This is a genomic window from Streptomyces sp. NPDC051677, from assembly GCF_044453465.1.
GTDB lineage: Bacteria > Actinomycetota > Actinomycetes > Streptomycetales > Streptomycetaceae > Streptomyces.
On record NZ_JBITCT010000014.1, the window covers coordinates 144597 to 171531 of the forward strand.

A 26935-nucleotide genomic window follows, 5' to 3' on the forward strand; every position below is an offset into this window, starting at 1 on the left:
CTGCTCCGCCGCCCCGACTCCCCCCTACCTCGAGCGACTTGGGCGGGCGTGCGACCGATTCACTCGAACGAGCGTAGGGAACCGGGATCTCTGTTCGGAACCGGCTCGTTCTCATGGGTACGAGGGCAGAACTCGGCCTTCTGGCCGGAATGGTCCACTTCTGGGGTGCGGTCGGGATGCGATGAGGGGCACCCTGGGCGTCGGGCACTTGTCGGGTGAGGGACAATGGAGGCTCTGTCAGGGCGGGTTGCATGAGGGGACGCATGTCGGAGGCGGAGCGGGCGGGGTCATCCCGTCAGGACAAGAGCGCACGTCTCCTCGCCGGGCGGTACCGGCTGGGAGACGTACTCGGCCGCGGCGGCATGGGGACGGTGTGGCGTGCCGAGGACGAGACCCTCGGGCGCACGGTCGCCGTCAAGGAGCTGCGGTTCCCGGGGAACATCGACGAGGACGAGAAGCGGCGGCTGATCACACGGACGCTGCGCGAGGCCAAGGCCATCGCACGGATCCGCAACAACAGCGCGGTGACGGTCTTCGACGTGGTCGAGGAGGACGACCGGCCGTGGATCGTGATGGAGCTCGTCGAAGGCAAGTCGCTCGCCGAGGTCATCCGTGAGGACGGCGTGCTGGAGCCGAAGCGCGCGGCCGAGGTCGGGCTGGCGATCCTCGACGTGCTGCGGTCGGCGCACCGCGAGGGCATCCTGCACCGTGACGTGAAGCCGTCGAACGTGCTGATCGCCGAGGACGGCCGGGTCGTGCTCACCGACTTCGGCATCGCCCAGGTCGAGGGCGACCCGTCGATCACCTCCACCGGCATGCTCGTCGGCGCGCCCTCCTACATCTCCCCGGAGCGGGCCCGCGGCCACAAGCCGGGACCGGCGGCCGACCTGTGGTCGCTCGGCGGTCTGCTGTACGCGGCGGTCGAAGGCGCGCCCCCGTACGACAAGGGCTCCGCGATCGCGACGCTTACCGCGGTGATGACCGAGCAGTTGGAGGAGCCGAAGAACGCGGGTCCCCTGAAGGACGTCATCTACGGGCTGCTCACCAAGGATCCCGCGCGACGGCTCGACGACGCCGGTGCGCGGGCGATGTTCAACGCGGTGCTCCACGCACCCGAGCCGCATCACGCCGAGCCGGCCGACGCGACGAAGGTCGTGCCGCTGCCGGCGCAGCCGGACGCCCCGGGAGGCAAGGGGAGTTCATCGGGCGCGGAGGCGGGCGAGAAGCTGCGCGGGGCGTTCCGGTCCGTGCGAAAGGCCGCCGTCGCCGCGGGGGCGGCCACCTCGGCGGCCGCGTCCCGCGCCAAGTCGGCGAACGGGTCGGGTGCTTCCGGTTCCGTGAGCGCGGAGGCGCCGAAGGGCGGGGCGGCACGGGGCACCGGGACCGCACCGTCCGCCGCTGCCCCGTCCGCCTCGCCGGCGTCCCAGGCCAGGACGGCATCGGCCTCGTCGTCGGCACCGACGTCGGCGCCCAGGCCGACGGCCGGAGCGGCATCGGCTTCGCCGTCGTCGCCCCCGTCGTCGTCCCCGTCGGTTCCTGCGGCGCGTTCCGGCTCCCCTTCCGGCTCGGCTCCCGCTTCCGGTTCGCGGGGGAACGGGGAAGGGGGCGGACGCAGCTCGGGATGGCCCGTGATGACGCCGCCGGACCTGCCGCCGCGGCCCGTGCCCAGGGCCCCGCTGACCGACGTGGTGCCGAAGCGCACGCTGGTGATCATCGCCGTGGTCGTGGTGCTCGCGGTGCTCGGTACCGTGCTGGCCCTCACCCTCGGCGGTGACGACGACACCGCGGGCGGCTCGAAGAGCGGCGGCGGTTCCCGCACGGTGGCCGGCGGCAGCGCGAGCGCCGACACCAAGGAGGACGAGGGCAGCGGGACGCGTACGGACGGGTCGTCGGCGCCGTCCGGCTCCTCCTCCGGCGCCACGCCGAGCAACACCGCCGCGGCCGGCGGCGCCGGGTCCGGCGTCACCGCCACCGAGACCAGCAAGGCGGCGACGACACACGAGGGCGGGCAGGGCTACTCGATCGGGCTGCCCACAGGGTGGAAGTACAAGTCCTCGGGCGCCGCGGGGGACCGATTCACCGGGCCCGACGGACAGACGCTGCTCGTCGCCTGGACGACCACGCCCAAGGACGACCCCGTCGCCGACTGGAAGAACCAGGAGCGCTACATGAAGCGCTCTCAGTACCAGAAGGTCCGAATAGAGAAGGTGAACTACCGGGGCTGGAACACGGCCGACTGGGAGTTCACCTACACGGAGGGCGGGACGGCGTACCGCACGATCGACCGCGGGTTCGTCGTGAGCGCCAGCCAGGGGTACGCGCTGATGTACACGGCGAAGTCCGCCACGTGGGGCACCGACCTGCGGGCGAACACCTGGACGACGCTGACGGACACCTTCACGCCGAAGAAGTAGCGGCCGTCGGCAACGGCGTTGGGGGCGCGAGATCTCGCATCCCCTCTCTGCGGGTTGCCTCCGGCACGTATCGTGAGTGCCTGCGGACCGTACGCATCCAGCAACACGGCCGGATAAGGCTGTAACGGCACGCAGGACGAACGGAATTGACCGACCGGGCGGCCGGGGGAGGCAACGTGGACGACTATGCGGGTCGGGTACTCGTCGACCGCTACCGCCTGCCGTTGCCGCTTTCCGACGAGTACGAACTCACCGAGACCCGGGCCTTCGACACCTACAGCGGGCAGGAAGTCCTGGTCCGCCAGGTGCCGTTGCCGGAGGTCGTCGAGGCGGAGGTGCTCGACGCGGAGGGGCTGCCCGACGGGTTCACGGCCCGCGAGCGCGGAGCGCGGCGGCCAGGGGTGCGGGGCGTGGGCGCGAGTGCGGCCGCCGGCGCGGGCGCCGGGACGAGACGGCCCGCCGACCCCGTCGTACGGCGGGCGATGGAGGCGGCGCAGGCCGCGGCGAGCATTCCCGACCATCCGCGGCTGGACCAGGTCTTCGACGTGTTCGCCGAGGGCGGCTCGCTGTGGATAGTGAGTGAACTGGTCGCCGCCCGGCCGCTGGCCGCGCTGCTAGCCGAGCAGCCGCTGACGCCGTACCGGGCGGCCGAGGTCGCCTCCGACGTGCTCACGGCGCTGCGGGTGCTGCACGCACATGGCTGGGTGCACCGGAACATCACCGCGCGCACGGTCCTCGTCTGCGACGACGGGCGGGTCATGCTGACCGGCCTCGCGGTCGGCGCGGCCGAAGAGGCGCTGTGCGGGTACGACCCGGTGCCGACGGACGAGGATGCCTCCGGCGGTAACGGTGAGAGCGGCCGTGACAGCGGGAGCGCCGGGAACGGTGGGAACGGTGGGGCAGGCGGAGGAAGCGGGCCTCGGGCCGTGGCGGCGCCGCTTCAGCCCGGTGGTGTGAGTGGGTCTGCTGTTGGACCGACTGGGACTGGTGGCTTTGGTGGGGTGGGTGCTGGGGTTGGCGGTGTTGCCGGGGGCGGTTTCGGGCCGGGCGTGGGTGCGGCAGCCGAGGCGGTGGATCCTGAGGCCGCTCGGCGCGCTGCCATAGAGGCGCGGGCGACCGGTGTGTTGCCGGTGCCGGCGGGCGAGTCGTCCGGCGGGGGCGGGGTGGTGGCCCGCAGGGCGCCCTTGGAGACCGGCGGAGACATCCGTGCCGCGCGGGCCGGCGCGATCGCCGCGTACCGGGCGGGCGCGCGGGCGGCGGCCCGGGTGCAGGAGGCCCAGGAGGCGCAGCAGAACGGGCGCGCGGCCCTGCCCGGCGCCCGGACCGCGGCGGACGACGCCCCGGGGGCCGGGGACGGCGGACCTCCCGGGCAGATAGCCGACCCCTACGGCGTCCGGGGCGCCCCCGTGCCGGGCGCCTCGCCGCACGCTTCCCTTCCGCACCCTTCCCTCCCGCACGCTTCCCTCCCGCCCGGGCAGGAACCGTCGGGTGAGGTGCGGGCCGGGGCGCGTTGGGACGAGGTCGCGGCTGAGGCGCCCGGGAGCGTTCCCCGGCGCGGCCCCGCCACCGCGCTGGCCGCCGAGCGGGCACGGCAGGCGCGGATGGCCGTCGTCGGGCCGGTCACCGAACGGTGGGCGCCCGAGCAGGCCGGACCGGTGCACGAGAACTGGCAGCTGGCCGCGCCGATCGGTCCCGCGACCGACCTGTGGGCGCTCGGCGCGCTGCTCTTCCGGGCCGTACAGGGGCATGCGCCGTACCCGGAGGAGTCGACGGCCGAGCTGGTGCAGCTGGTGTGCGCCGAGCCGCCCGCGTTCGCCGAGGAGTGCGGACCGCTCAGGCCGGTCGTGGAGTCCCTGTTGCGCCAGGACCCCACCGAGCGTCTCGACTTCGAGGAGTTGCGGGGCTGGCTGCGCTCCCTGGTCCGTTCCGCACCGGAGCCGGAGGCGGGCACGTACGTCGTCGCCGCGCCGCCCGCCGATCCGCGCCGACTGCCGATCGTCCGCCGCAAGGGCGAGCTGGTGCGCAGACGGCGCGCCGGACTGCCCGCGACGCACGCGCGGCACAAGCGGGGCCGCCCGGACACGGGCCGCTCGCCGCGCAGCCTGGGCCGCACACTGCTGTTGCTGATCCTGCTGGTGCTGGCCGCGGCGATCGCCTACGCCATGCTGTTCATGCCCAAGGCCGGCGAGGACGGAGCGGCCGGTGCGGACGGTTCCCAGCGGACCGGGTCGACCGCGACATCGGCGGGCCAGGCGGGCCAGGCGCCCGACGCGAGCAGCGAGCCCAGGCCCGACCAGACCTCGCCGGGCGCCGGCGCCTCCGCGTCCTCGGAAGCCACCCGGACGCAGACCGGCGGCGCCGGCAGCACGGGCGGCGCCGGCGCGAACGTCGCCGACGGGTTCACCGTCCGTAAGGACGACGCCGGCTTCCAGGTGGCCGTGGCCAACGGCTGGGACCGTACGCCGAAGAACGGGCGCGGGCAGGTCGTCTACGCGCACGGCGACTTCGAGCTGATCGTCGTACCGGGGCGCGACAGCGCGTCGTCGAACGGCAGCGACCCGATGGTCTACCAGCGGGAGAAGGAGAGCGAGCTCCAGCCGTACCGCGACTCCAGCTGGGCGACGGCCTCCGGGCTGCGTACGACGACGGTGGGCGCGCGGACCATGGCCGAGGGGCAGTTCACCTGGACCGACGGCGCCGGACGGGCGCTCTACGTACGCAACCTCGCCGTTCTCATCTCCGGGCGGTACCACATCGTGCAGGTCAGAGGCCCCGAGGCGGAGCGGGACGAGGTCACGCGGCTGTACGAGCAGGCGTCGGCCACGTACCAGTACACCGGCTGAGAGCACCCCGGTCCGCGCTGGTTCCCGCATGCCCGTGGAAGCGACAACCGTCACAGTGCTGTCTCCTTGGGACCCCGCTGGTTCCACGAATGCGACCCGGTCTTTACGCTGACCCTGTCAAGAGCATTGCGGGGCAACGTGAATCAGATGCAGGGCCTGCTCCTCGCGGGCCGCTACCGGCTCGCCGATTCCATCGGCAGCGGCGGCATGGGCCGGGTGTGGCGTGCGCACGACGAATTGCTGCACCGGGCCGTCGCCATCAAGGAGCTGACGGCCGCGCTCTACGTCTCGGAGGGCGACCAGGCCGTCCTGCTGGCGCGGACCAGGGCGGAGGCGCGCGCGGCGGCGCGGATCAACCACTCCGCCGTGGTCACCGTGCACGACGTGCTCGAACACGACGGCCGGCCGTGGATCGTGATGGAGCTGGTCGAGGGCCGCTCGCTGGCCGACGCCGTCAAGGAGGACGGGCGCGTCGAGCCCGCCGAGGCGGCCCGGATCGGCCTGTGGGTGCTGCGTGCCCTGCGTGCCGCGCACTCCGCCGGCGTCCTGCACCGTGACGTCAAGCCCGGCAACGTGCTCCTCGGGCACGACGGCCGCGTCCTGCTCACCGACTTCGGCATCGCGCAGATCGAGGGCGACTCGACCATCACGCGCACCGGTGAGGTCGTCGGCTCGGTCGACTACCTCGCCCCCGAGCGGGTGCGCGGCCACGATCCCGGACCGTCGTCCGACCTGTGGGCGCTGGGCGCGACGCTGTACACAGCGGTGGAGGGGCGGTCGCCGTTCCGGCGCACCTCGCCGCTGACCACGCTGCAGGCCGTCGTCGAGGAGGAGGCCGCCGACCCGCGGTACGCCGGCCCGCTCGGCCCCGTCATCACCGCCCTGCTGCGCAAGGACCCGGCCACCCGCCCCGACACCACCGAGGCCGAGCACCTTCTCGCCGAGGTGGCCGAGGGCCGACGCCCGAACGGGGCGCAGGCGTACGTGCCGACGCAGTTCGGCGGCCTCGACCGGGCCACGGGAGGTCACCCCACCTCGCACTCCATGTCCCACCCCACGTCCGGCACGGGCGGTATCTCCGGCACCGCCGGTACGGCGTACGTTCCCGTGGCGCCGGAGGCCTCGACACCGGTTCCCGGCCATGGCCACGGTCATGGCAACGGCCACGGTCACGGGCCGGGGCACCCCATGACCGACCCGACGGCCGTGGGCCCGACGCACCTCGGCCCGGACTCGTCCGCGTCGGCCGCCCAGCCGCCCCGGCGCCGCCGACTGCGCACGCTCGCGCTCGTGATCGTCGTCGCCGCGCTGGTCGGCGGGGGTACGGCGGTGGCGCTGCAGGCGTGGGACAAGGGGCAGCCGGAGGCCAGTGGTTCGGCGGGGCAGGCGTCGTCGTCCGCATCGCCGAAACCGACGAGCACCGCCGCGTCCGACTCCGGGAAGCCGGTCGACGACCCGCTCGGCTTCGGGCTCTCGCTGCCCGACGGCTGGGAGCGGAAGGTGTACCAGGACGACGGCGACCTCCAGCAGATCGACTACTCGCCCGACGGCGGCGAGCACTTCGTGCGCATCGCCCTCGACAAGTCCCCCGACTTCAGCGACCCGTACGCGCATCAGATCGACCTGGAACAGCAGCTCAAGCGGCTGGTCGACTACAACCGGGTCACCCTGGAGAAGAACGTCTACCGCGACCGCGACGGCTCCGAGTGGGAGTACACCTGGACCGCGCAGCCCAAGGACACGGAGTTCCCCGGGCCGCGCCGCGCGATCGAGGAGACGTACGTCGCCCGTGACGGCACCGAGTACGCGATCTACATGTCCTCGCCCGCGGCGGACTGGGCCACGACGGCCAAGCAGTTCAAGTCCGTACTGCAGAGCTGGCGCGAACCGGCCTCATAGCCGTCGTCAGTTGGCCGGACGGCGCCCCGGAGGCGTGGCGTCCGGTGGGGCATGATGGGCGCATGGGGACCGAGGGGGGCGGGAACGCCGTACGGGTCATCGCGGGCCGTTACCGGCTGGAGGCGAGGCTCGGGCGCGGCGGCATGGGGGTCGTGTGGCGGGCCACCGACCAGCTGCTGGGACGGCGTGTCGCCGTCAAGGAGCTGACCCAGGACGACACGCTGTCGGACGAGGAGGCGCGGGGCCGCCGCGACCGGACGCTGCGCGAGGCCCGCGCGGTCGCCCAGCTGAGCCACCCGCACATCATCGTCGTGCACGACGTCGTCGAGGACGGCGAACGCCCGTACATCGTCATGGAGTTGATCGACGGCGGCTCGCTCGCCGACCGGATCGCCGCGCACGGCCCGCTCGCGCCGGACGAGGCGGCCCGGATCGGCGTCGCCCTGCTGGGCGCCCTGCGCGCCGCACACGCGGCCGGGGTCCTGCACCGGGACATCAAGCCCGCGAACGTCCTGCTGGAACGCGACAGCGACCGCGTGGTCCTCACCGACTTCGGCATCGCGCAGGTCGCGGGCGCCACCACGCTCACCGAGACCGGCTCGTTCGTCGGCTCGCCCGAGTACACCGCGCCGGAGCGGATGTCCGGGGCGCGGACCGGCGCGGAGTCCGACCTGTGGTCGCTGGGCGCGCTGCTGTGCACGGCGCTCAGCGGCGAATCCCCCTTCCGGCGCGACTCGTTGGGCGGCATCCTGCACGCCGTCGTCTTCGCCGAGATCCGCACGCCCGTGCAGGCCGGGCCGCTCCTGCCCGTCGTACGGGGGCTGTTGGAGCGCGATCCGGACCGGCGGCTGGGCGGGGCGGAGGCGGAGCGGCTGCTGCGCGCCTACCTGGACACGGGGCGGACGCCGCAGCCGGTGTCGTCCGGCTACACGCCGACCCAGGCCGACCTCCCTCAGCCGAGGCCGGCCCCGCCCGCCCGGGAGCGCTCCACGCGCGGTGTGCTGGTGGCCGCGCTGCTGGTCGCCGCGATGGCGGGGGCGGGCGTGTCGGCGGCGGCACTGCTGATGAAGGGGGAGGACGGCGACGGGGGGCGCACGCCCACGAGTTCGGCGCCGGGGGCCGGCGGTTCGGCGAGCGGTTCGGCGAGCGGTTCGGCGAGTCCTGCGCCCACACCCACCTCCCGGCCTTCTTCCGTGCCCGCCACGCCGTCCCCCACGACGGTTCCCGTGCAGCCCGTCGGGGGGAGCCGTCCGCCGTCCGCGCCCTCCGGCTACCGTGTGGCCGACGACCCCGGCGGGTTCGCGCTGGCCGTGCCGGACGGCTTCACGCGGACGCCGCAGGGCGAGCGGGTCTTCTACATGTCCCCGGGAGAGGTCTTCCGCCTCGGCGTCAAGGTCGCCGACCCGCAACCGGGCGGCCCGCTGAGCGTGATGGAGCGGGCGGCCGCCAAGGGCGCGGACACCAACCCCGGCTACCACGACGGCCGGGTCACGCAGACCACGCACGGCGGACGTCCCGCCGCCCTCTGGGAGTTCACCTGGGACGGCTTCAGCGCGGCGGAGGGCCCTCGGCACACGTACGACCTGTGCTGGGAGGAAGGCGGGCGGCTGTACGACGTGTGGGTGTCGGCGCCGGTCGGGAAGGTGCGAGAGGCGCGGGAGTACTTCGACGTCGCCGTCGACACGTTCATGACACGGTGAGGTTCACGGCACCCGAAGTCGGCTCGGCCCGGACAAAGGCGAGTTGGTGATGCCGGCGCAGTTCGCCGGTTCGGGTGGGGGGTGAGGGGGATCGTCGTCGTCATGGAGGCATGAGCAACGACGGTGACCCCGGCGGCGCCAAGGGACGGACGGTGGGCGGGCGTTACCGGCTGCTGGAACGCATCGGCTCTGGCGGCATGGGCACCGTCTGGCGGCCCCACGACGAGCTCGTCGAGCGCGAAGTCGCCGTCAAACAGCCGCAGTTGTCCGGCGACCCCTAGGCCGGGCCGCCGCAGGCCGGGCCGCTGCAGACCGGGGCGCTGCAGGCCGGGCCGCTGCAGGCCGGGGCGCTGCAGGTCGGGGCGCTGCAGGCCGGGGCGCTCCAGGCCGGGCGCTCCAGGCCGGGCCGCTGCAGGTCGGGCGCTGCAGGTCGGGCGCTGCAGGGCGGGGCGCTCCAGACCGGGCCGCTGCAGGCCGGGGCGCTGCAGGTCGGGGCGCTGCAGGCCGGGGCGCTCCAGGCCGGGCGCTCCAGGTCGGGCGCTCCAGGTCGGGCCGCTGCAGACCGGGCCGCTGCAGGCCGGGCGCTCCAGACCGGGGCGCTGCAGGCCGGGCCGCTGCAGGTCGGGCGCTGCAGGTCGCCGCTGCAGACCGGGCCGCTCCAGGCCGGGCGCTCCAGGCCGGGCGCTCCAGACCGGGGCGCTGCAGACCGGGCCGCTGCAGACCGGGCCGCTCCAGGCCGGGCCGCTCCAGACCGGGGCGCTGCAGGCCGGGGCGCTGCAGGCCGGGCCGCCGCGTCCCACTTCGAGCTCCCGGCCCCGGCGGCCCCTCCGCCGTCGGCCCCCTGCCCTTGCGTTGCTCACCGGGTTGCTCGTCGGCGGGGTCTGGGTGGGGATCGCCCTGCTCCCGGGGGAGCGCGGGAGCGGGGCGGGCGGGGAGCGGGCGGTGACCTACTCCAGTTCGGCGCCGGCCGCTCCGGCGGAGCCCGCCCCCGCGGGGGCGCGTTGGGTCGCCCACCAGGAGGACGGAATGGACGCCGTGCTCTCCCTCCCGAGTCCGTACCGGGAGTCCGCCCGGCAGGGCGCCGCCGGTCGGCAGCCGCGCCAGGTGGTCTACTCGGCGCGCTCCGTCGACGTACGCCTCACGCAGTGGGACCGGGCGCCCGCCGCGCCGATGGCTCTGGCGGCCCAGGCGCACGAGACCTGGCAGGGCCGCGCTCCCGACGCGCGCACCCGGAACACCCGCACCACCTTCCACGGCTACGACGCCGCCCTCGCCGACACCGCCTACGGGCTGGACGACACGCCGACCCGCGTCATGGAGCTCTTCGTCCGCACCGGCGACGCCCGCCTGTACGAGTTGCGCGTAGACATGCCGAAGGGCACTGCGGACGAGAAGCAGGGCGCCACCGTGTTCAAGCAGGCCCGCGACCGTCTGAAGATCGGTGAACGACCTCCCCCAACGCCCTGATCAGCAGGTTTGTTGCCAGTGAACGCTGGCGTCGTGTGTGCGGTCGGTGAAACCGTATTACCGGCGGGTACCCAAAGTCTTCCCCACGTCATACCCTGCGCCTCATGACGGACTCGCAGGCCCCGGAAACGACGCCGGAAGCAACGCCGGAAACGACGCCGGAAACGACGTCGGCCAAGACCGGCACCAACCCGATCGCCCCCACCCCCACCGGCGTCCGCACCGCCGCCGACGTGGTCACTCCGGAGCTGGTCGCCCAGCTCACCAAGGGCGTGACCGGCTCCGGCCGTACGGCCAACCACACGCCGTTCACCGGCGAGAAGCTGGCCGACCTGCCCGAGTCCACCCCGGCGGACGTGGAGCGGGCCTACGAGGCGGCCCGCAGGGCGCAGGCCGTCTGGGCGCGCACGCCCGTGCGGGAGCGCGCCGCCGTCCTGCTCCGTTTCCACGACCTGATACTGGCCCGTCAGGCCGAGGTGCTCGACCTCATCCAGCTGGAGACCGGCAAGGCGCGCCTGCACGCCCACGAGGAGGTGCAGGCCGTCGCCGTCGCTGCACGGCACTACGGCCGCAAGGCCCCCGCCTACCTGCGCCCCAAGCGGCACGCCGGCGCCATGCCGACCCTGACGAAGGTCACCGAGCTGCGCCACCCGCGCGGCGTCGTCGGCCAGATCGCCCCCTGGAACTACCCGCTGGAGCTGTCGGTCGGCGACGCGCTCCCCGCGTTCGTCGCGGGCAACGCGGTCGTCATGAAGCCCGACACCGAGACCTGCCTGACCGCCCTGTGGGCGCGTGACCTGCTCGTCGAGGCCGGCCTGCCCGCCGACGTCTTCCAGGTCGTGATCGGCGAGGGCCCGGTCGTCGGCCCGGAGGTCGTCCGGCACGCCGACTACGTCTCCTTCACGGGCTCCACCCGCACCGGCCGCGAGGTCGCCCAGGGCGCCGCCGCCCGTCTCGTCGGCGTCTCCCTCGAACTCGGCGGCAAGAACGCCATGCTGGTCCTCGAGGACGCCGACATCGAGAAGGCCGCGGCCGGCGCCGTCCGCGCCTGCTTCTCCTCCGCCGGTCAACTCTGCATCTCCATCGAGCGGCTGTACGTCCACGAGTCGATCGCGGACGCCTTCGTCGAGCGCTTCGCCGCCCGCACCAGGGCCATGCGCCTCGGCACCTCCCTCGCCTACGGCGCCGACATGGGCTCCCTGGTCGGCGAGCGCCAGCTGGAGACGGTGACCCGGCACGTGGACGAGGCCGTCGCCAAGGGCGCCAAGGTCGTCGCCGGCGGCGTCGCCCGCCCGGACATCGGCCCGTACTTCTTCGAGCCGACCATCCTCGACGGCGTGACCGAGCCCATGGCGGTCTGCGCCGAGGAGACCTTCGGCCCGGTCGTCTCCATCTACCGGTTCAAGACCGAGGACGAGGCGGTCGAGCAGGCCAACGCCACGCCGTACGGCCTGAACTCGTCGGTGTGGACGAAGGACGGCCGCCGCGGCCGGGACGTCGCCTCCCGGGTGCGGGCCGGAACCGTGAACGTCAACGAGGGCTACGCCGCCGCCTACGGCAGCGTCCAGTCCCCCATGGGCGGCATGAAGGACTCCGGCCTCGGCCGCCGCCACGGCTCCGACGGCATCCTCAAGTACACGGAGGCCCAGACGGTCGCCCAGCAGCGCCTGCTGCCGCTGGCCCCGGCCCTGGGCATGGACGACGCGAAGTACGCGGAGTTCATGAGCCGAAGCCTGAAGGTGATGAAGGCACTCCGGCTGCGCTAGGGCGTGTTCCGCCCCCGCCCCCCGCCCGTTCTCAACGAGGAGAGCACGTGCCCCAGGACGCCCACGCCTACGACTACGACGTTCTCGTCGTCGGCTCAGGATTCGGCGGTTCCGTGACCGCCCTGCGCCTGACGGAAAAGGGTTACCGAGTCGGCGTCCTGGAAGCCGGCCGCCGCTTCACCCGCGAGTCGCTGCCGAAGAACTCCTGGGACCTGAAGAACTACCTCTGGGCCCCGAGACTCGGCCTGTACGGCATCCAGCGCATCCACCTGCTGGGCAACGTCATGGTCCTGGCCGGCGCGGGCGTGGGCGGCGGCTCTCTCAACTACGCCAACACCCTCTACGTACCGCCGAAGCCCTTCTTCGACGACCCCCAGTGGCGTGACATCACGGACTGGCAGGAGGAGCTGAAGCCGTACTACGACCAGGCGCGCCGCATGCTCGGCGTACGGCTCAACCCGACCACGACCCCCTCCGACGTGCACCTCAAGGCGGCCGCGCAGCGGATGGGCGTCGGCGACACCTTCCACATGGCGCCGGTCGGCGTGTTCTTCGGCGACGGCGAGGACGCGGACGGCACGGGCGCGAAGGCGAGGCCGGGGGAGCCGGTGCCCGACCCCTACTTCGGCGGCGTCGGCCCCGACCGCAACGCCTGCACCGAGTGCGGCGAGTGCATGACCGGCTGCCGGCACGGCGCGAAGAACACCCTCAACGAGAACTACCTCCACCTCGCCGAACAGGCGGGCGCGGTCGTGCACCCCCTGACGACGGTCGTGTCGGTCACGGACGACTCGCAGGGCGGCTACGCGGTCGCCACCCTCCCCACCGACGCGAAGAAGACAGGCGGGAAGAAGACAGGCGGGAAGAAGACAGGCGGGAAGAAGACAGGCGGGAAGAAGACAGGCAGGGGGAAGAAGGACGGGGGCCGGATCTTCAAGGCCCGCCGGGTCGTCCTCGCCGCCGGGACGTACGGCACCCAGACCCTCCTGCACCGCATGAAGGCGGGCCGCCAACTCCCGTACCTGTCCGACCGGTTGGGCGAGCTGACCCGTACCAACTCCGAGGCCCTGGTCGGCGCGCAGACCGACGACCGCCGCTACCGCAAGGCGACCGGCGCGCCGAAGGCGGACTTCACGCGCGGGGTCGCCATCACCTCCTCGATCCACCCGGACGAGAACACCCACATCGAGCCGGTCCGCTACGGCAAGGGCTCCAACTCGATGGGCGGCCTGTCGATCCTGCAAGTGCCCTACGCGCAGGGCTCGTCGCGGGTCGCGGGCTGGCTGGCGAACGCGGCCCGCCACCCCCTGCTCGTCCTGCGCTCGCTGTCCAACCGCCGCTGGTCGGAGCGGACCATCATCGGCCTGGTCATGCAGTCCCTGGACAACTCACTGACGACGTACCTGAAGCCGGACGGCGTCGGCAAGGGGCTGCTGACGGCACGTCAGGGGCATGGCGCCCCCAATCCCAAGCAGATCAGGGCCGCTTCCGAGGCGGCCTCCGCGATCGCCGCCGACATCAACGGCTTCGCCGGTTCCAACGTGGGCGAGCTGATGGGCACCCCGCTCACCGCCCACTTCCTCGGCGGCTGCCCGATCGGCGACTCGCGCGAGACCGGCGTCATCGACCCGTACCACCGCCTCTACGGCCACCCCGGCATCTCCGTCGTCGACGGCGCCGCCGTCTCGGCGAACCTGGGCGTGAACCCGTCGCTCACCATCACCGCCCAGGCCGAGCGCGCGATGTCGTACTGGCCGAACAAGGGCGAGACGGACCCGCGTCCGGCGCAGGGAGCGGCGTACGAGCGGCTGAAGCCGGTGGAGCCGGTCAGCCCGGCGGTCCCGGCGGAGGCGTTCGGCGCGCTGAAGCTGCCGTTCCTGGGCATGCCGACCGTCCCGCCCAAGCAGTAGGGCCACCGCCCGGGGAATGGGCGAAGGGACCCGCGCCCCCCTCCGAGCGCAGGTCCCTTCGCTGGTCCTTCGGTCCTCAGACCCAAGACGTGTTACGCGTGCGTGCCCACCTTGCGGCGGCGTGCGGCGAACACCGCGCCCGCACCGGCGATCACGGTGACCCCGCCGACCAGGCCGATCATCGGCAGCGCGGAGCTGGAGCCGGTGGAGGCGAGGCTGCCGCTGATCGGCTTGGCGCCGCCCTGGGGCCGGGCGCCGGCGCCGCTGGTGGGCTTGTCGCCGTTCGGCTTGGCGTCGCCGGCCCCGCCCGCGTCGCCGCCGGCGGCGAGGATCTCGACGTCGTACTCGTCACCGTTGTAGTGGCAGTCGGCCTTGTCGCCCACGTAGACGGCCTCGCTCATCGCGAGCGAGGAGCCCGCCGGAGCCTTCGCGCCGACCTTCACCCGCAGGTCGATGGTGGCGGAGGAGTCCTTCTCCAGCTCGTCCAGCAGACCCACGAAGGAGCCGGTGACGTTGACGGTCTTGCCCTTCTCGTCCTCGTAGGAGTCCTGGTAGGCGTTGGTCCACTTGCCGTCCTCCTTGACCTGGACGACGGCGAGGCCCTCGGACAGCCAGGCGTCCGTGTCGTCGGAGTACTCCAGGAACGTGGCCATGTACACGTTCTTGAAGTCGACGTCGGAGTTGTTCTCCACCTCGTACGTGAAGTCGTGCCAGCCGGAACCGGCGACGATCTTGCTCGGCAGGCCGCTGATCGTCGCCGAGAGGTTCTTGTCCAGGTCGACGCTCTTGCAGTCCGTGTACGGGTCGAACCCGCCCTCGTCCTCGCTTGCCGAAGCGCTCGCGCCGGCCGTGCCCGAGCCGGTCGCGGACGGCGACGTGGTGTCCGACGGCGTACCGGACGCCTTCAGGCCGCCGTCCGACGCGGACGACGAGGACGGCGACGTGGTGTCGGTCGGCGAGCCAGAGGCGCCCGGGGCGTCCGAGTCGGCCGTGGCCGGGGTGGAGGTGACGGTCTCCGTCGCGGTCGCGCTCGGGGAGGAGGTGTCGTTCTCCTCCGCGAAGGCGGCGGGCGCGGACAGCAGGGCGAGTGGCGCGATGACAGCGGTCGCGGCCATGGTGACCATCGTGCGGCGGAGCTTCATGAAGACCTCGGTCGATCTGGTTGGGGGGAGGCCTTCCGCATGGGGGTGTGGGAGTGGGCCTTGTTTCGCTAGGTGTGACAGGTGAAGCCTGTGAACAGTTGCCCTCCGCTCACAGGATCTTTATGTGGCGCGCATCACATTGTCCGGGGGTCGGGTGGCGGTTCGGATTCAGCCATCGGTCGGCTTTGCACCCCGCAGGATCCCCTGGACGCCGGCGGCCGGTTTCCCCACGGCCCGGTACGCCACCGGTTCCTCGTCGCCGGGGACCAGCCGCTGCTCCAGCGCCGAGCGGTAGGCGTCGACGGTGACAGTCTCCCCCTGGAACTCCCCGTCGCCGATCCGACCGCCGTCGCAGGGCAGAACAGCGCCCGACCCGAGCGGGGCCCACGCTCCGTCGGAGAAGTGTCCGAATGCGACCACGTAGTCGTGGCCGACCTCCAGCCGCGAGGAGGCCCGCGACCCCACTTCCCTCTTCGCACCGTCCTTCAGCTGCCACCCGTCGGCGGTGACCGACACCGTGACCGGCAGCGCCGGCGCGCCGGAACGGGCCCAGAGCCGCTGCCCGACCCGCAGGTCGACCGTCCGCGCCAGGTAGTCCTCGCCCGAGTCGTCGCCCGTGTCCGCACGTGAGGCGTCGCGCAGCTCGCGCTCGGCCGTGACCCGGACGACCGCGACCTGGTCGCCGTGCGACACCCAGTCGGTCGCGGTGAACGAGGGCACAGCCTCCTTCTCCGACTCGCCGAGCACGACGTTCCCGCCTGCGCCTGCGCCGGCGGTGTCGTGACCGGGGCCAGGGCCAGGGCCGGGATCGGGGCCGTCGTCCGTCAGCGGGACGAGCGCGAGCGCGCCGGCGACGGCCGCGCCGAGCACCACCCCCGTGATCTTCGTGCGCGTGGTCATGGCCACGGGACTCCCCCTCGGTCGGTACGGCAGGTCGCCACTGTGACGCCGCGAGGCCTCTGTTCGTTCAGGGAGGGCGGCCCGGCCGAGCCGTGGCCCGAGCGCTCGGGCCACGACTCGCATCCGTCACTTCATCGCGGTCACTCGGCGTCGTCCGTGTCGTTCGGCAGGAGGTCGCCGACGTCGATGGTGCAGGCGCGCCCGATCCGGGTGGCCGCCGTCTTGCGGATGGCGCTGGCGGTCCAGGTGGACGTGTCGCCGGAGCGGAGCTGTGCCGCGTAGGCCCGCAGGATCGTGGCGTCCGCCGGCGTCTCCGTCATCCCGGCCAGGTCGCCCACGACGTCCGAGAGCTCACTCGGCGAGTACTTGCTGCCGGCGTCGGTCGCGAGCGGCGCCGCCACCCGGCAGAAGGTGTCCGCGGCCGCCGCCGCGGCCGCCGCGGCCTTGGCGACCAGCCGGGCCCGGGCCACCGCGTCGAGGGCGTAGTTCTGTGCGGCGGTGGCGTCGGGGGTCGCGCTGGTCAGCATCGCCTTGACGCCGGCTGCGGTCTTGCCGGCCGCCTGGTAGGTGAGGGGCTCGGCCACCCCAGTGACCAGCCGCGCCGCCATCGAAGAGCGGTACGCCGAGGCGGTGACCGTCGCGCCCTGGTACTCGCCCTGGCCCACCTCGTTGCCGTCGTAGGGCAGGATCGCGCCGGTCCCCAGCGTCGACCACTCGCCGTCGGAGAAGTGGGCGAACGAGACCAGGTAGTCGTGCCCGACCTCCATGCGGGAGGAGTCCTGCGAGCTCACCCGGAGCTTGCTGGCGTCCTGCTTGAACTCCCAGCCGTCGGCGATGACCGACAGGGTGTCGGGCAGGGCGGTGGCGCCGGACCGCGACCACACGCGCTCCTTGACCTGGAGATCGATCGTCCGGGACAGGTATCCCTCGCCGGCCGCGATCTCCTCGCTGTCGGCGACCCCTTCGTGCTCGGCGGCCACATGGACGACCGCCGCCTGGTCGCCGTACGACACCCAGTCGCTCGCGGTGCGGGACGGGATGGCGTCCTTCGACTCGCCGAGGACGACGCCGCCGCGCCGGCCCGCCGCATCGGCGTGCGCGTCGTCCGCGAACGGGACGAGCGCGGCCGAACCGATCAGGACACCGGCCACGGCGGCGCCCAGCACGGTCCCCGTCACTTTCATTCTGGTGCTCATTGCCACGAGATTCCCCCTGGTCAGCTCGTCAGATGTGAACTGTTCTCGGCAGATCCGGTCGGACCTCAGTAGGTCGCGTTGATGTTCTCTTTGTTGTTGGCGCCGAGCTTGTAGACGTCGTTGTACGACATGCAGCCGAGGCGGTCGTCGTACAGGCCGAGCCGGGGGCTGGCGTCGGGGCCGTGCGTCAGGCCGACGGCGTGCCCGGTCTCGTGGCAGGCGTCCGACTTGTTGACCGAGCCGATGTCGGTGTGGTTCTTGTTGAAGACGATGTAGTGCTGGTCGCACGTCTTCGCGTTGACGGCGTCATCACACCAGGTGATGCCGATCTTCCCGCGCGTGAGGGTCTTCGACTTGTAGATGACGTCGGTCTCCGCGCCGCCTACGTAGACACCCGAGGACTGGACCTTCACGACGAGGTCGGTCGGCCCGAAGTAGTCCTTCGCCGCACGGGCGATGGTCTTCTTCTCGGCCGCGGTCAGACTGCCCTCTCTGTAGAGGGTGAGGGTCTTGTTGTCCGTCTGGCAGAACCCGTCGCCCATGTCGCCGTCGAAACAGGTGTGGAAGTAGTTGCTGGTCGGGTACATGTTGTCGGTCAGTGCGGCCTGGACCATGGTGGTGCCCGCGGCCAGGGCGGCGGTCGCCACCCCTATGACGAAGATCGTCCTCCGTTTGATCGCCACCTGCGATCCCCCCTGTCTGTCCGCCGCCTGTGCGATTCGTCGGAGGTTCCGATGAGTGCGGGGCGGATGGGGCGATCTAACGGGATCAAGCACTGGCCAAAAGTTGACCAAGCGCTGTTTGGCTCGAAGTGATCCCTAAGAGGCTCGATGTGTGCATAGCGTGAAAGATCGGCGAAAGTTTTGAGAAATCAATGACTCTCGCCGGGGATCCTTCCTGGCCGTTCCCCGACGGCTCGCCTGGCCGCGGCTCGCCCGGACATGACTCGCCCGGACATGACTCGCCCGGACATGACGAAGGGCCTCGCGGGACGGAATCCGCGAGGCCCTTCGTCATCGTCAGCACCGGCGTCAGGGCAGCGCCGGTGCCTGGGAGCGGCGCCGGGGGGTTGCGCCGCTGGCTTGTCGAGTGCCGTGCAAGGCCGGGTGGAGTGCACGGCCTTGCGGGGCCGAAAGGGAGCTTTCTACGCATCGTGCTGGATGAGCGCGGCCCCCGCAACCGTTTGACCCAGCCCTTGTGCATTTTTGCATTTTCCGCCGGTCGGCCCCGGGCGTCCCCGAGGCCGGCCGTTCTCTTGGGTGACCGGGCTGCTGTCCCCTGCCGTCCGGTCACCTGTCCGGAGCGAGGTCCCACGACGCACGGCACGATCCGCACGCCTCATCGCTCCAGCGAGCCACGCGTGGTTCTTACGGGCCCGCCCCTGGCTGGAGCGGACACCGGGACAACGACACCGTCCGTGGGGCGGTCACGCGCCGTACGGGTGAGAGGCCGCCCGAACTCAGATGCGACCCCGGCACAGCTCCAGGAGCGTCATGGCGAGGGACGTGCCCGGCTTGCCCAGCGCCTCGCTGTAGTGGCTGAGGATCTCCATCTCACGGGAGAGGTTCACCCGCCGCCCGCCGGACGTGATCCGCGCCTCCTGGACGACGGCGGACACCGCCATCCGTTCCTGGATCAGCCCGATGATCCGGTCGTCCAGGGCGTCGATGCGCTCGCGTGCACCGGTGATCACGTCGGCGGCCTCGGGGGTACGGGCGCCGGTCACGTCGGTGGCGGTCATGGGGGCTCCTCGTCGGTTCGGTGGGACGCCCCGGAGCGACAGGATCCGGAAAACACCAGGCGCCCCGGACCTTGTCGGCCCGGGGCGCCTGGGAAGTCGCTTGTCAGTTGCTCAAGCAGCACGACCATGGCAGCCGGTGGGCCGGTTGCCATAGGTAAAGACGAAGGTCGTGTGCGGAAGCATGCGGTCAGTATGCAGGGTCGCCGGGCGACATCCAAGGCGGTTCGCATCCTGAGACGAGGAGGCCGTCCGGTCACGGGACCGGACCCACGCCCACCTCGGTAGAATTGGCCAGCACAGAGACCCCGCCCAACCGCCGGAAGGCCCCCGTGTCATCAGCGACTCCCGCTGCCGCCGCCCCCGACACCGTCCTGGTCGTCGACTTCGGCGCGCAGTACGCCCAGCTCATCGCCCGTCGAGTCCGCGAGGCGCGGGTCTACAGCGAGATCGTGCCGAGCACCACGCCGGTCGAGGAGATGCTCGCCAAGAACCCGGCGGCGATCATCCTCTCCGGCGGCCCCTCGTCCGTGTACGAGGAGGGCGCCCCGACCGTCGACCGCGCCCTCTTCGAGGCCGGCGTCCCCGTCTTCGGCATGTGCTACGGCTTCCAGCTGATGGCGCAGACCCTCGGCGGCACCGTCGACAACACCGGCGCCCGTGAGTACGGCCGCACCGACCTGCACGTCTCCCGTTCGTCCTCCACCCTCTTCGAGGGCACCCCGGCCGAGCAGGCCGTGTGGATGTCGCACGGCGACGCCTGCTCCGCCGCCCCCGAGGGCTTCTCCGTCTCGGCGTCCACGGACGTCGTCCCGGTCGCCGCCTTCGAGAACGACGAGAAGAAGCTGTACGGCGTCCAGTACCACCCCGAGGTCATGCACTCCACGCACGGCCAGCAGGTGCTGGAGCACTTCCTCTACCGAGGCGCAGGGCTCACCCCGTCCTGGACCACGGGCAACGTCATCGAGGAACAGGTCGCGGCCATCCGCGAGCAGGTCGGCGACAAGCGCGCCATCTGCGGCCTCTCCGGCGGCGTGGACTCCGCGGTCGCCGCCGCCCTCGTCCAGAAGGCCATCGGCTCCCAGCTGACCTGCGTCTACGTCGACCACGGTCTGATGCGCAAGGGCGAGACCGAGCAGGTCGAGAAGGACTTCGTGGCCGCGACCGGCGTCCAGCTGAAGGTCGTCGACGCGGAGGAGCGTTTCCTCACCGCCCTCAAGGGGGTCAGCGACCCCGAGGAGAAGCGGAAGATCATCGGCCGCGAGTTCATCCGCGTCTTCGAGCAGGCCCAGGCGGAGATCATCGCCGACGAGGGCCCGGCCGTGGAGTTCCTCGTCCAGGGCACGCTGTACCCGGACGTCGTCGAGTCCGGCGGCGGCACCGGCACCGCGAACATCAAGTCGCACCACAACGTGGGCGGCCTGCCGGAGGACCTCGAGTTCCAGCTGATCGAGCCGCTGCGCAAGCTGTTCAAGGACGAGGTCCGGATGGTCGGCCAGGAACTCGGCCTGCCGGAGGAGATCGTCCAGCGTCAGCCGTTCCCGGGCCCCGGCCTCGGCATCCGGATCGTCGGCGAGGTCACCAAGGACCGCCTCGACCTGCTCCGCGACGCCGACGCCATCGCCCGCGAGGAGCTGACGGCCGCCGGTCTCGACCGGGAGATCTGGCAGTGCCCGGTGGTCCTCCTCGCCGACGTCCGCAGCGTCGGCGTCCAGGGCGACGGCCGCACCTACGGCCACCCGATCGTCCTGCGCCCGGTCTCCTCCGAGGACGCCATGACCGCCGACTGGTCACGCCTGCCGTACGACGTCCTGGCGAAGATCTCCACCCGGATCACCAACGAGGTGCGTGACGTCAACCGTGTCGTCGTCGACGTCACCTCGAAGCCGCCGGGCACCATCGAGTGGGAGTAGTCCCCGCTGTCCTGAAGGTCACGTCCGCTTGAGAGTGCGCACCGGCTCTCCGGGCTTCCAGACCTGGGCGACCAGATACGTGTCGTCCTCGACGTAGGTCCGCACGACCTCCGTCAGCTCGGTGCGGAAGAGGTGGAACGGCTCCGGCGGTTCCACCTCTTTCACGTAACCCGCCTTCGCCGCCCCGTCCACCACCTCCACGGCCCGGCCGGCGATCCGTACGTCGCCCCCGCCCATCCCGGTGCCCTCGCCCGGGTTGGCCTGGAGGGCGAAGCGGGGGTCCCGGCGCAGGTCGAGGGCCTTGAGCGAGCCCGGCATCATGCCGAGCCACAGCTCACCGCCGAGGAAACGGACCTCGATGCCGGTGGTGCGTGGGGAGCCGTCCTTGCGCAGGGTCGCGAGGACGTGGTGCGTGAAGGCCCCGAAACGGTCCTCGGCGAGCTTCGCGAGTGCGGGTTCGGCTGCGGCGAAGGCCGCCCAGTTCGCTGTCATACGGCGAGTCTGACGCCGATACCCGACAGCCGCTGTCCGGTATGGCCAGGACTTCGGCTCAGAACCCCTGCGGCACCGGCCGCACATACCGCTCCAGCCCCGCCGCGTCCCGCACCGGCGTGCACCCGGCCGCCGTGAGCTGCTTGGCCAGTTTCGCGCGCCGGCTCGTGTTCACCCGCAGCGCGCCCAGCATGAACGCCGGCATCAGCACGGCGAGCGGGAGCAGCACGGCGTACACGCCGGTCAGTACGGCCATCAGCAGGAACAGCACCGCCGAGCCCCAGCCGATGAACTGCAGCTGCCTGCGGTTGGCGGCCGCGCCGAGGGCGTCGTGGCGGATGAGCGCCGTGATCAGGTCGACGTCCGGCTGGGCCTCGGGGACCGGGGTGAGCGAGCCCAGGTACATGCCCGGCACAGGCCGTCCGGGGCCCGGGTCGGGGAAGGCCGCCGAGTTCGCCGCGGCCCGCTGCCGCGCCAACGGGCTGGGATCGCGCACCAACTGGACGTGCAGGATGCGCTGCTTGCCGACAAGACGCACGCTCTCGTACCGGAAGCCGTAGCACTCGGCGATGTAGACCAGCGCGCCGAACGTCTGCAACTCGGCGAAGGGATGGACGAGCTCGATGGCGTTGCGCGTCGAGATCTGACGCATGAGGGAGGTGATGTGGCGATCGGCGATGCTCAAGACGTGCTCCGAAGGTGACGGAAATCGTCATCTTTGCATAACGGCTCTGCCCTTTTGCACTGACCGACGGTAACTTCCGCGTCGTAAAGCAACCCAGTGCTGGAGGACCGATGCACGGGCCCACGCCGCCTGCCCCGCTGCCCACCGACCGGCTGCAGTTCGCGATGCCGCCGATGCACGACTCGATGGAGGACGAGCGCCGGCACCGCAAGGAACGGCTGGCAGGGGCGGTGCGGATCTTCGGGCGACTCGGCTTCGAGGACGGCGTCTCCGGGCACATCACCGCCCGCGACCCCGAGTTCAGCGACTGCTTCTGGGTCAACCCGTTCGGGATGCCGTTCAAGCACGTCACCGTCAGCGACCTGGTGCTGGCCAACGCCGACGGGCAGGTCGTCGAGGGCCGCTACCACGTCAACCAGGCCGCCTTCACCGTGCACGCGCAGGTCCACGCCGCCCGCCCCGACGTCGTCGCCGTCGCCCACTGCCACTCGGTCCACGGCCGCGCCCTGGCCGCGCTCGGCGAGCTGCTCGACCCCATCACCCAGGAGAGCTGCGCGTTCTACGAGGACCACGCCCTCTACGACGCCTACACCGGGGTGGCCGTCGACGCCGGGGAGGGGCGGCGCATCGCGGCCGCGCTCGGATCCCACAAGGCGCTCGTGCTGCGCAACCACGGCCTGCTGACGGTCGGCGACTCCGTCGACGCGGCCGCCTGGTGGTTCCTGTCGATGGAACGCTCCAGCCAGGTCCAGCTGACCGCGCGGGCGGCGGGCCGACCCGTCCTGATCGACCACCGGGCGGCGGTGGCGACCCGGGAACAGCTCGGCGGCGACCTGGTGGCCTGGATCAACTACCAGCCGCTCTGGCAGGACATCAGCCGCAGCGAACCGGACCTGTTGAGCTGAGCACGGGGGAGTCAGAATCCCCTCAGGACGACCGCCTTCGTCCTCGCGAACTCCTCGTCCGTCAGCACCCCGTCCCGGTGCAGCTCGCCCAGTTCACGCAGCCGGCGCAGCAGTACGTCGTGGTGGTCGGCCCGGGGCGGGAGGGACGCGGTCACCCGCCGGAACCGGTCGGCGCCCGCGCCCGCGCTCTCGCCCTCGTCCTCGTGACCGGGCTCGGTGTGCGCGCGGGCCGAGGGGTGCGGGAGACGGGCGGTGACCGCGGTCGCCACCAGGGCCGTCAGCAGGTCGCGGCTCACGTTGCCCCACAGGTCCAGGGCGTACGGGTCCTTTTCGGCGGGCAGTTTCGAGAACACCGTCTCGCGGGTCACGAAGCGCAGGAAGCCGTCCTCGTAACCGGAGTTGGGCAGCCACTCGACCTGCACGAGGTCACCGACGTCGATCACGCGCGGGCCGGTCGCCCGCTTCACCCGGTCCGAGGTGTCCGCCCAGTCGACGCGCACCTGGATGCCGTCGAAGGAGACCGTCCCGTCGGACGACCGCACGGAGACCGGAACCGGCGGACCCGGCAGCAGATACGCCCCGGTCGCCTCATGGGGGATCTGCTCGAGCAGCAGCGCGTGCCGGATCTCCTCGGCGAGGTACTCGGCGACCCCGGAACGGTCCATGTCCACCGTGAGCCGATAGGGATCGGCCGTGTCGGGCAGCCGACCGCCGGTCGCCTGCAACAGCGGATCCGCCCCCTCACGCAGCCGCATCCGCAGCCGGCCGCGCCTGCGTTCGGGCTCGTAGACGATCCCGGCGACCGCCTCCAGAGGCACGGCGATCTCCCCGTACGTCTGCCGGAACAGCGGCACGGAGCGGTGCAGCCCAGGCGTGATCCTGACCGTCGTGCCGTCGAAGGCCCAGGTCCCGTCACGCTGGATGATCTCGGCCATACGGAAATTCTCGCAGCCGGGTCAACACGGCCCGCCCCGCTTCACCCGCGCCGATCACACCTACCGGAAACGACATGGTGTGCCGTAGGGCACAATTCGCTGTCATCACAGGGGAGTTGTTCACAGGGTGGCGGGCGGGGTCCGCAGCGGGTTCTCCAGGGCCGCCATCCGATCGGGTCGCGGGGAAGGCAGGCGTCGGACGTGGCGGTGCAGGAGGCGAGACAGGGCACGGTCCCTGGCCCGGGAGCGGGCGCACACCAGGGCGGCTGCACCTGCGGGGACTGTCCGCACGGGGCGCGCGAAGGGCACCGGCGCGCGGTGGCCGCGTTTCTGGTGAAACGGGACGAGTTCGCGGCCGGTCAGGGCCTGCCGGCCGCCGTCGCCCACTCCGCGTCCGCCTCCCGGCAGTGGGTCTCCGAGGAGCTGACGCAGTCCGCGGAACTCGTCGCCGACCGCGGACGCGCCGAGGGCGAGGCCTGGCTGGCCCGCCTGTGGCTCCGCACGTCGGTCACCGTATGGGTGACGGTCGTCGTGCTGCTGCTGGTCCAGTCCCTGACCGCCGTCGGTGCGGGCTGGACCGCCGCCCGCAGCGCCGGACTCCTCGCCGCGCTCGTCGTCGCCGGCGTGCTGACCGCCGCCTCCTGGTTCCACCGGGCCCGCGGCGGGGCGCTCGCCCCGGTGATCGGCGAGGACAACCGCCTCTCCACCTCCCGCGCGGTCGCCGCCGCCTGGGTCCTGCTCGTCGCCTACGCCGTGCTGGTCCTGGTCGGACGACTCGCCGCCGCCTCCGACCACGCCGAACGCGACGCACTGATCGCCGGCCTCGACCTCGCCCGGGGCGCCGGTGTGGTGACCGTCCTCGCCGTGGTCTGCGGGATCGCCGTGCTGGTGCGCCGGGTGGTCGGCCTGCGCGTCCTCGCCCAGCGGCTCCAGAAGGTCCGCGCCCACCGGCCGCGCGCCGCCGACCTGCTGACCGACGACGCCGGCCGCGGCACCTTCGCCGACATCCAGTACGTCGTGATCGGCGCCGTCGCCCTCGTCTTCGCCGCGGTCCGGCTGGCCCGCCGCCCCGACCAGCTCCCCGACCTGCCCTGGGGCCTGGCCGTCGTCGTCCTGGTCTCGGCCGCGACCTACCTCGCCGGCAAGTACGCCGAGGGCGGCCGTCCCGTCATCCTCTCCGTCGTCCGCTCCCGCGAGGCCGGCGACCTCGACGCCCCGATCCGCACCGGCGACGACATCGAGATCCGCGGCGCCGGCTTCGTCCCGCCCGGCGCGCAGACCGCGGACCGCCTCTCCCGCATGGTCGTCCGCATCGGCCCGGTCCACGTCCACGTCCCCCTCGTCCCGGTCTCGGGCGGCTTCAGCAACCCCACCGACGCCGTCCTCACCGTCCCCGTCCCGGCGGACGTGGAACCGGGCCGAGTCGAGGTACAGGTCGTCACAGCAGCGGGAACGGAGACGAACCGCTACACGATCGACGTGACGGACTGAACGGGCGGGGGAGAGAACGCGTGGCAAGCGAACCGGCGGGGAAGTAAACCGCCGGGCGGGTGAACCGACGGGGAGCGAACCGACGGGAGAGCGAACCGGCGGGAGAGTGAACGGGCGAGGAGTGAACCGGCGGGGCGGAGCGCCCGTGCTGACAATTGGTGGGCGGAGAGCCCGTGCAAGCAGTTGAGCGCACCCCCCATTTCGTACGTAAGGTCTGTTGAGGGGTCCCACCACTCCGGGCGAGAGGCGGCTACGGGCGATGACTCACGGCATGCGGACGGACACCTACCCCCCTTACCTCGACGGCGGCGGCCGCAGTTGGCGTGACACCGCCACCCGGTACGCCCTCCTTCCTCTGCGCATCTTTCTCGGCGTCACCTTCATCTACGCGGGCCTCGACAAACTCACCGACGGCGCCTTCCTGAAGGGCAGCGGCGCCGGTTCGATCGGCGACACGATGCGCGCCGTCCGTGACTCCTCGGCCATCCCGGCCCTGGTCGACATGGCCCTGAAGAGCCCCGTCGGCTTCGGCTACGCCATGGCCTTCGGTGAACTCGCCGTCGGTATCGGCACCCTGCTGGGCCTCCTCACTCGAATCGCCGCGCTCGGCGGTGCGCTGATCTCCCTCAGTCTGTGGCTGACGGTGAGCTGGGCCTCGGACCCGTACTACTACGGCAACGACCTCGCCTACCTCATGGCCTGGCTGCCCCTCGTCCTCGCCGGCGCCCCGGTCCTCTCCCTCGACGCGGTCTGGCGCAACGGGCGACGACAGCGAGCGGGAGGCCTGGGCTAGAGCCAGCCCCGCCGACGGGCCGACCGTTCCGACGGGCCGAGGGGCCGACTGCTCCCACGGGCCGAGGGGTCGACTGTTCCCACGGGCCGAGGGATCGATCGGCCCGACGGGCCGACCACCCCGACGGCCCGACGGGCCGACCACCCCGACGGGCCGAGGGGCCGACCGTTCCGACCGGCCGAGGCGTCGGCTGCTCCGACCGGCCGACGAGTCGAGCGCTCCGACCGGCCGACCGCTCCGGCCTACCGACGGGTCGACCCGGCTCGCCCGGTCGACCCGACCGGCCTTCCCGACACGCGGCCCGCGTGGCCCTGCGGCCCTGTGCCCGTAAGGCCGTGCGGCCGGGTGTCCCGGCGTCCGGTTGGCCTTACGCCCGTATGGCACAGGCGGCGTCGTGCCCGCAAGTCACGTCGCCCCGGCGGTTCGGCGGCCCTGCGCCCGTAGGACACGGAAGCGCTGTACGGCGGGCGGGGTGACCCGGCGCCTGTGCGGCCCTGCCCCCGTAGGTCGCGGACGGCTGGCGGCCTTGTGACTCCGTGGTCCTGCGGCCCTGCGGCCTTGCGGCCCAGTGGTCCTGTGGTCCTGCGGCCTTGTGGTCCTGCGGCCCTGCGGCCCTGCGGCCCTGCGGCCCTGCGGCCCAGTGGTCCTGCGGTCCTGCGGTCCTGCGGTCCTGCGGTCCTGCGGTCCTGCGGTCCTGCGGTCCTGCGGTCCTGCGGTCCTGCGGTCCTGCGGTCCTGCGGTCCTGG

Annotated in this window: 20 protein-coding genes; 12 read left to right on the forward strand and 8 right to left on the reverse strand. The window is 72.4% G+C overall.

Going from position 1 to position 26935, the window contains the following annotated elements:
* The first annotated feature begins 263 nt into the window (after window positions 1-263).
* From ACIBAF_RS18910 to ACIBAF_RS18945, 8 genes are all read left to right on the forward strand, one after another.
* Window positions 264-2414 carry a serine/threonine-protein kinase gene (locus tag ACIBAF_RS18910; protein ID WP_399464339.1) on the forward strand — a complete coding sequence of 717 codons (2151 nt, stop codon included), beginning with the start codon at window positions 264-266 and terminating at the stop codon, window positions 2412-2414.
* Between the two features lie 176 nt (window positions 2415-2590).
* A complete protein-coding gene (locus tag ACIBAF_RS18915; RefSeq protein WP_399464340.1) occupies window positions 2591-5257 on the forward strand; it encodes a protein kinase in 2667 nt (888 codons plus the stop codon).
* A gap of 147 nt (window positions 5258-5404) precedes the next feature.
* Entirely contained in the window at window positions 5405-7156 is a 1752-nt protein-coding gene (locus ACIBAF_RS18920; RefSeq protein WP_399464341.1) for a serine/threonine-protein kinase, read from the forward strand.
* Window positions 7157-7218: 62 nt separating this feature from the next.
* Window positions 7219-8856 carry a serine/threonine-protein kinase gene (locus ACIBAF_RS18925; RefSeq protein WP_399464342.1) on the forward strand — a complete coding sequence of 546 codons (1638 nt, stop codon included), beginning with the start codon at window positions 7219-7221 and terminating at the stop codon, window positions 8854-8856.
* Window positions 8857-8966: 110 nt separating this feature from the next.
* Complete coding sequence (locus tag ACIBAF_RS18930; protein WP_399464343.1) at window positions 8967-9137, forward strand: hypothetical protein; 171 nt, start codon at window positions 8967-8969, stop codon at window positions 9135-9137.
* Between the two features lie 661 nt (window positions 9138-9798).
* A complete protein-coding gene (locus ACIBAF_RS18935) occupies window positions 9799-10323 on the forward strand; it encodes a hypothetical protein (RefSeq protein ID WP_399464344.1) in 525 nt (174 codons plus the stop codon).
* 104 nt (window positions 10324-10427) lie between these two features.
* Window positions 10428-12089: a succinic semialdehyde dehydrogenase gene (locus tag ACIBAF_RS18940; RefSeq protein WP_399464345.1), complete on the forward strand. Its 1662-nt coding sequence runs from the start codon at window positions 10428-10430 to the stop codon at window positions 12087-12089.
* A 47-nt stretch (window positions 12090-12136) separates the two neighbouring features.
* Window positions 12137-13999 (forward strand): GMC oxidoreductase, encoded by a 1863-nt coding sequence (locus tag ACIBAF_RS18945; protein ID WP_399464346.1) that lies wholly within the window; start codon window positions 12137-12139, stop codon window positions 13997-13999.
* Between the two features lie 92 nt (window positions 14000-14091).
* Here the strand turns inward: ACIBAF_RS18945 and ACIBAF_RS18950 are convergent, their stop codons facing one another.
* The 5 genes from ACIBAF_RS18950 to ACIBAF_RS18970 all read right to left on the reverse strand — a co-directional run bounded on the left by ACIBAF_RS18950 (window position 14092) and on the right by ACIBAF_RS18970 (window position 19020).
* Entirely contained in the window at window positions 14092-15114 is a 1023-nt protein-coding gene (locus ACIBAF_RS18950) for an LPXTG cell wall anchor domain-containing protein (RefSeq protein WP_399464347.1), read from the reverse strand.
* 195 nt (window positions 15115-15309) lie between these two features.
* A complete protein-coding gene (locus ACIBAF_RS18955; protein ID WP_399464348.1) occupies window positions 15310-16041 on the reverse strand; it encodes a hypothetical protein in 732 nt (243 codons plus the stop codon).
* Window positions 16042-16181: 140 nt separating this feature from the next.
* Entirely contained in the window at window positions 16182-17237 is a 1056-nt protein-coding gene (locus ACIBAF_RS18960; RefSeq protein ID WP_399464349.1) for a hypothetical protein, read from the reverse strand.
* A gap of 65 nt (window positions 17238-17302) precedes the next feature.
* Window positions 17303-17920 (reverse strand): hypothetical protein, encoded by a 618-nt coding sequence (locus tag ACIBAF_RS18965; protein WP_399464350.1) that lies wholly within the window; start codon window positions 17918-17920, stop codon window positions 17303-17305.
* 776 nt (window positions 17921-18696) lie between these two features.
* Entirely contained in the window at window positions 18697-19020 is a 324-nt protein-coding gene (locus tag ACIBAF_RS18970) for a chorismate mutase (protein WP_334581203.1), read from the reverse strand.
* Between the two features lie 287 nt (window positions 19021-19307).
* Between ACIBAF_RS18970 and guaA the strand changes: the two genes are divergently transcribed.
* Entirely contained in the window at window positions 19308-20888 is a 1581-nt protein-coding gene (gene guaA / locus ACIBAF_RS18975; protein WP_079660351.1) for a glutamine-hydrolyzing GMP synthase, read from the forward strand.
* A gap of 18 nt (window positions 20889-20906) precedes the next feature.
* Here guaA and ACIBAF_RS18980 read toward each other — a convergent pair whose 3' ends face one another.
* Window positions 20907-21380 (reverse strand): pyridoxamine 5'-phosphate oxidase family protein, encoded by a 474-nt coding sequence (locus tag ACIBAF_RS18980; protein ID WP_399464351.1) that lies wholly within the window; start codon window positions 21378-21380, stop codon window positions 20907-20909.
* Between the two features lie 58 nt (window positions 21381-21438).
* On the reverse strand, window positions 21439-22065 hold the full coding sequence (locus ACIBAF_RS18985; protein ID WP_399464352.1) for a hypothetical protein: 627 nt from the start codon (window positions 22063-22065) through the stop codon (window positions 21439-21441).
* Between the two features lie 110 nt (window positions 22066-22175).
* Here ACIBAF_RS18985 and ACIBAF_RS18990 point away from each other — a divergent pair, with 110 nt between their 5' ends.
* The gene (locus tag ACIBAF_RS18990; RefSeq protein ID WP_399464353.1) at window positions 22176-22970 is read left to right on the forward strand and encodes a class II aldolase/adducin family protein; all 795 of its coding nucleotides are present in this window, start codon (window positions 22176-22178) and stop codon (window positions 22968-22970) included.
* 11 nt (window positions 22971-22981) lie between these two features.
* Here the strand turns inward: ACIBAF_RS18990 and ACIBAF_RS18995 are convergent, their stop codons facing one another.
* Window positions 22982-23905 (reverse strand): DUF4429 domain-containing protein, encoded by a 924-nt coding sequence (locus tag ACIBAF_RS18995; RefSeq protein ID WP_399464354.1) that lies wholly within the window; start codon window positions 23903-23905, stop codon window positions 22982-22984.
* A gap of 201 nt (window positions 23906-24106) precedes the next feature.
* On the opposite strand from ACIBAF_RS18995, the gene ACIBAF_RS19000 reads away from it, so the two are divergent.
* Window positions 24107-25396 carry a hypothetical protein gene (locus ACIBAF_RS19000; RefSeq protein WP_399464355.1) on the forward strand — a complete coding sequence of 430 codons (1290 nt, stop codon included), beginning with the start codon at window positions 24107-24109 and terminating at the stop codon, window positions 25394-25396.
* Window positions 25397-25667: 271 nt separating this feature from the next.
* The gene (locus ACIBAF_RS19005) at window positions 25668-26189 is read left to right on the forward strand and encodes a DoxX family protein (protein ID WP_399464356.1); all 522 of its coding nucleotides are present in this window, start codon (window positions 25668-25670) and stop codon (window positions 26187-26189) included.
* The last annotated feature ends 746 nt before the right edge of the window (window positions 26190-26935 follow it).

Coding starts and splice junctions, on each gene's coding strand:
- ACIBAF_RS18910 (WP_399464339.1), top strand. CDS start 264: ATGTCGGAGGCGGAGCGGGCGGGGTCATCCCGTCAGGACAAGAGCGCA.
- ACIBAF_RS18920 (WP_399464341.1), top strand. CDS start 5,405: ATGCAGGGCCTGCTCCTCGCGGGCCGCTACCGGCTCGCCGATTCCATC.
- ACIBAF_RS18955 (WP_399464348.1), bottom strand. CDS start 16,041: ATGACCACGCGCACGAAGATCACGGGGGTGGTGCTCGGCGCGGCCGTC.
- ACIBAF_RS18950 (WP_399464347.1), bottom strand. CDS start 15,114: ATGGCCGCGACCGCTGTCATCGCGCCACTCGCCCTGCTGTCCGCGCCC.
- ACIBAF_RS18925 (WP_399464342.1), top strand. CDS start 7,219: ATGGGGACCGAGGGGGGCGGGAACGCCGTACGGGTCATCGCGGGCCGT.
- ACIBAF_RS19005 (WP_399464356.1), top strand. CDS start 25,668: ATGCGGACGGACACCTACCCCCCTTACCTCGACGGCGGCGGCCGCAGT.
- ACIBAF_RS18990 (WP_399464353.1), top strand. CDS start 22,176: ATGCACGGGCCCACGCCGCCTGCCCCGCTGCCCACCGACCGGCTGCAG.
- ACIBAF_RS18960 (WP_399464349.1), bottom strand. CDS start 17,237: ATGAGCACCAGAATGAAAGTGACGGGGACCGTGCTGGGCGCCGCCGTG.
- ACIBAF_RS18930 (WP_399464343.1), top strand. CDS start 8,967: ATGAGCAACGACGGTGACCCCGGCGGCGCCAAGGGACGGACGGTGGGC.
- ACIBAF_RS18995 (WP_399464354.1), bottom strand. CDS start 23,905: ATGGCCGAGATCATCCAGCGTGACGGGACCTGGGCCTTCGACGGCACG.
- ACIBAF_RS18940 (WP_399464345.1), top strand. CDS start 10,428: ATGACGGACTCGCAGGCCCCGGAAACGACGCCGGAAGCAACGCCGGAA.
- ACIBAF_RS18980 (WP_399464351.1), bottom strand. CDS start 21,380: ATGACAGCGAACTGGGCGGCCTTCGCCGCAGCCGAACCCGCACTCGCG.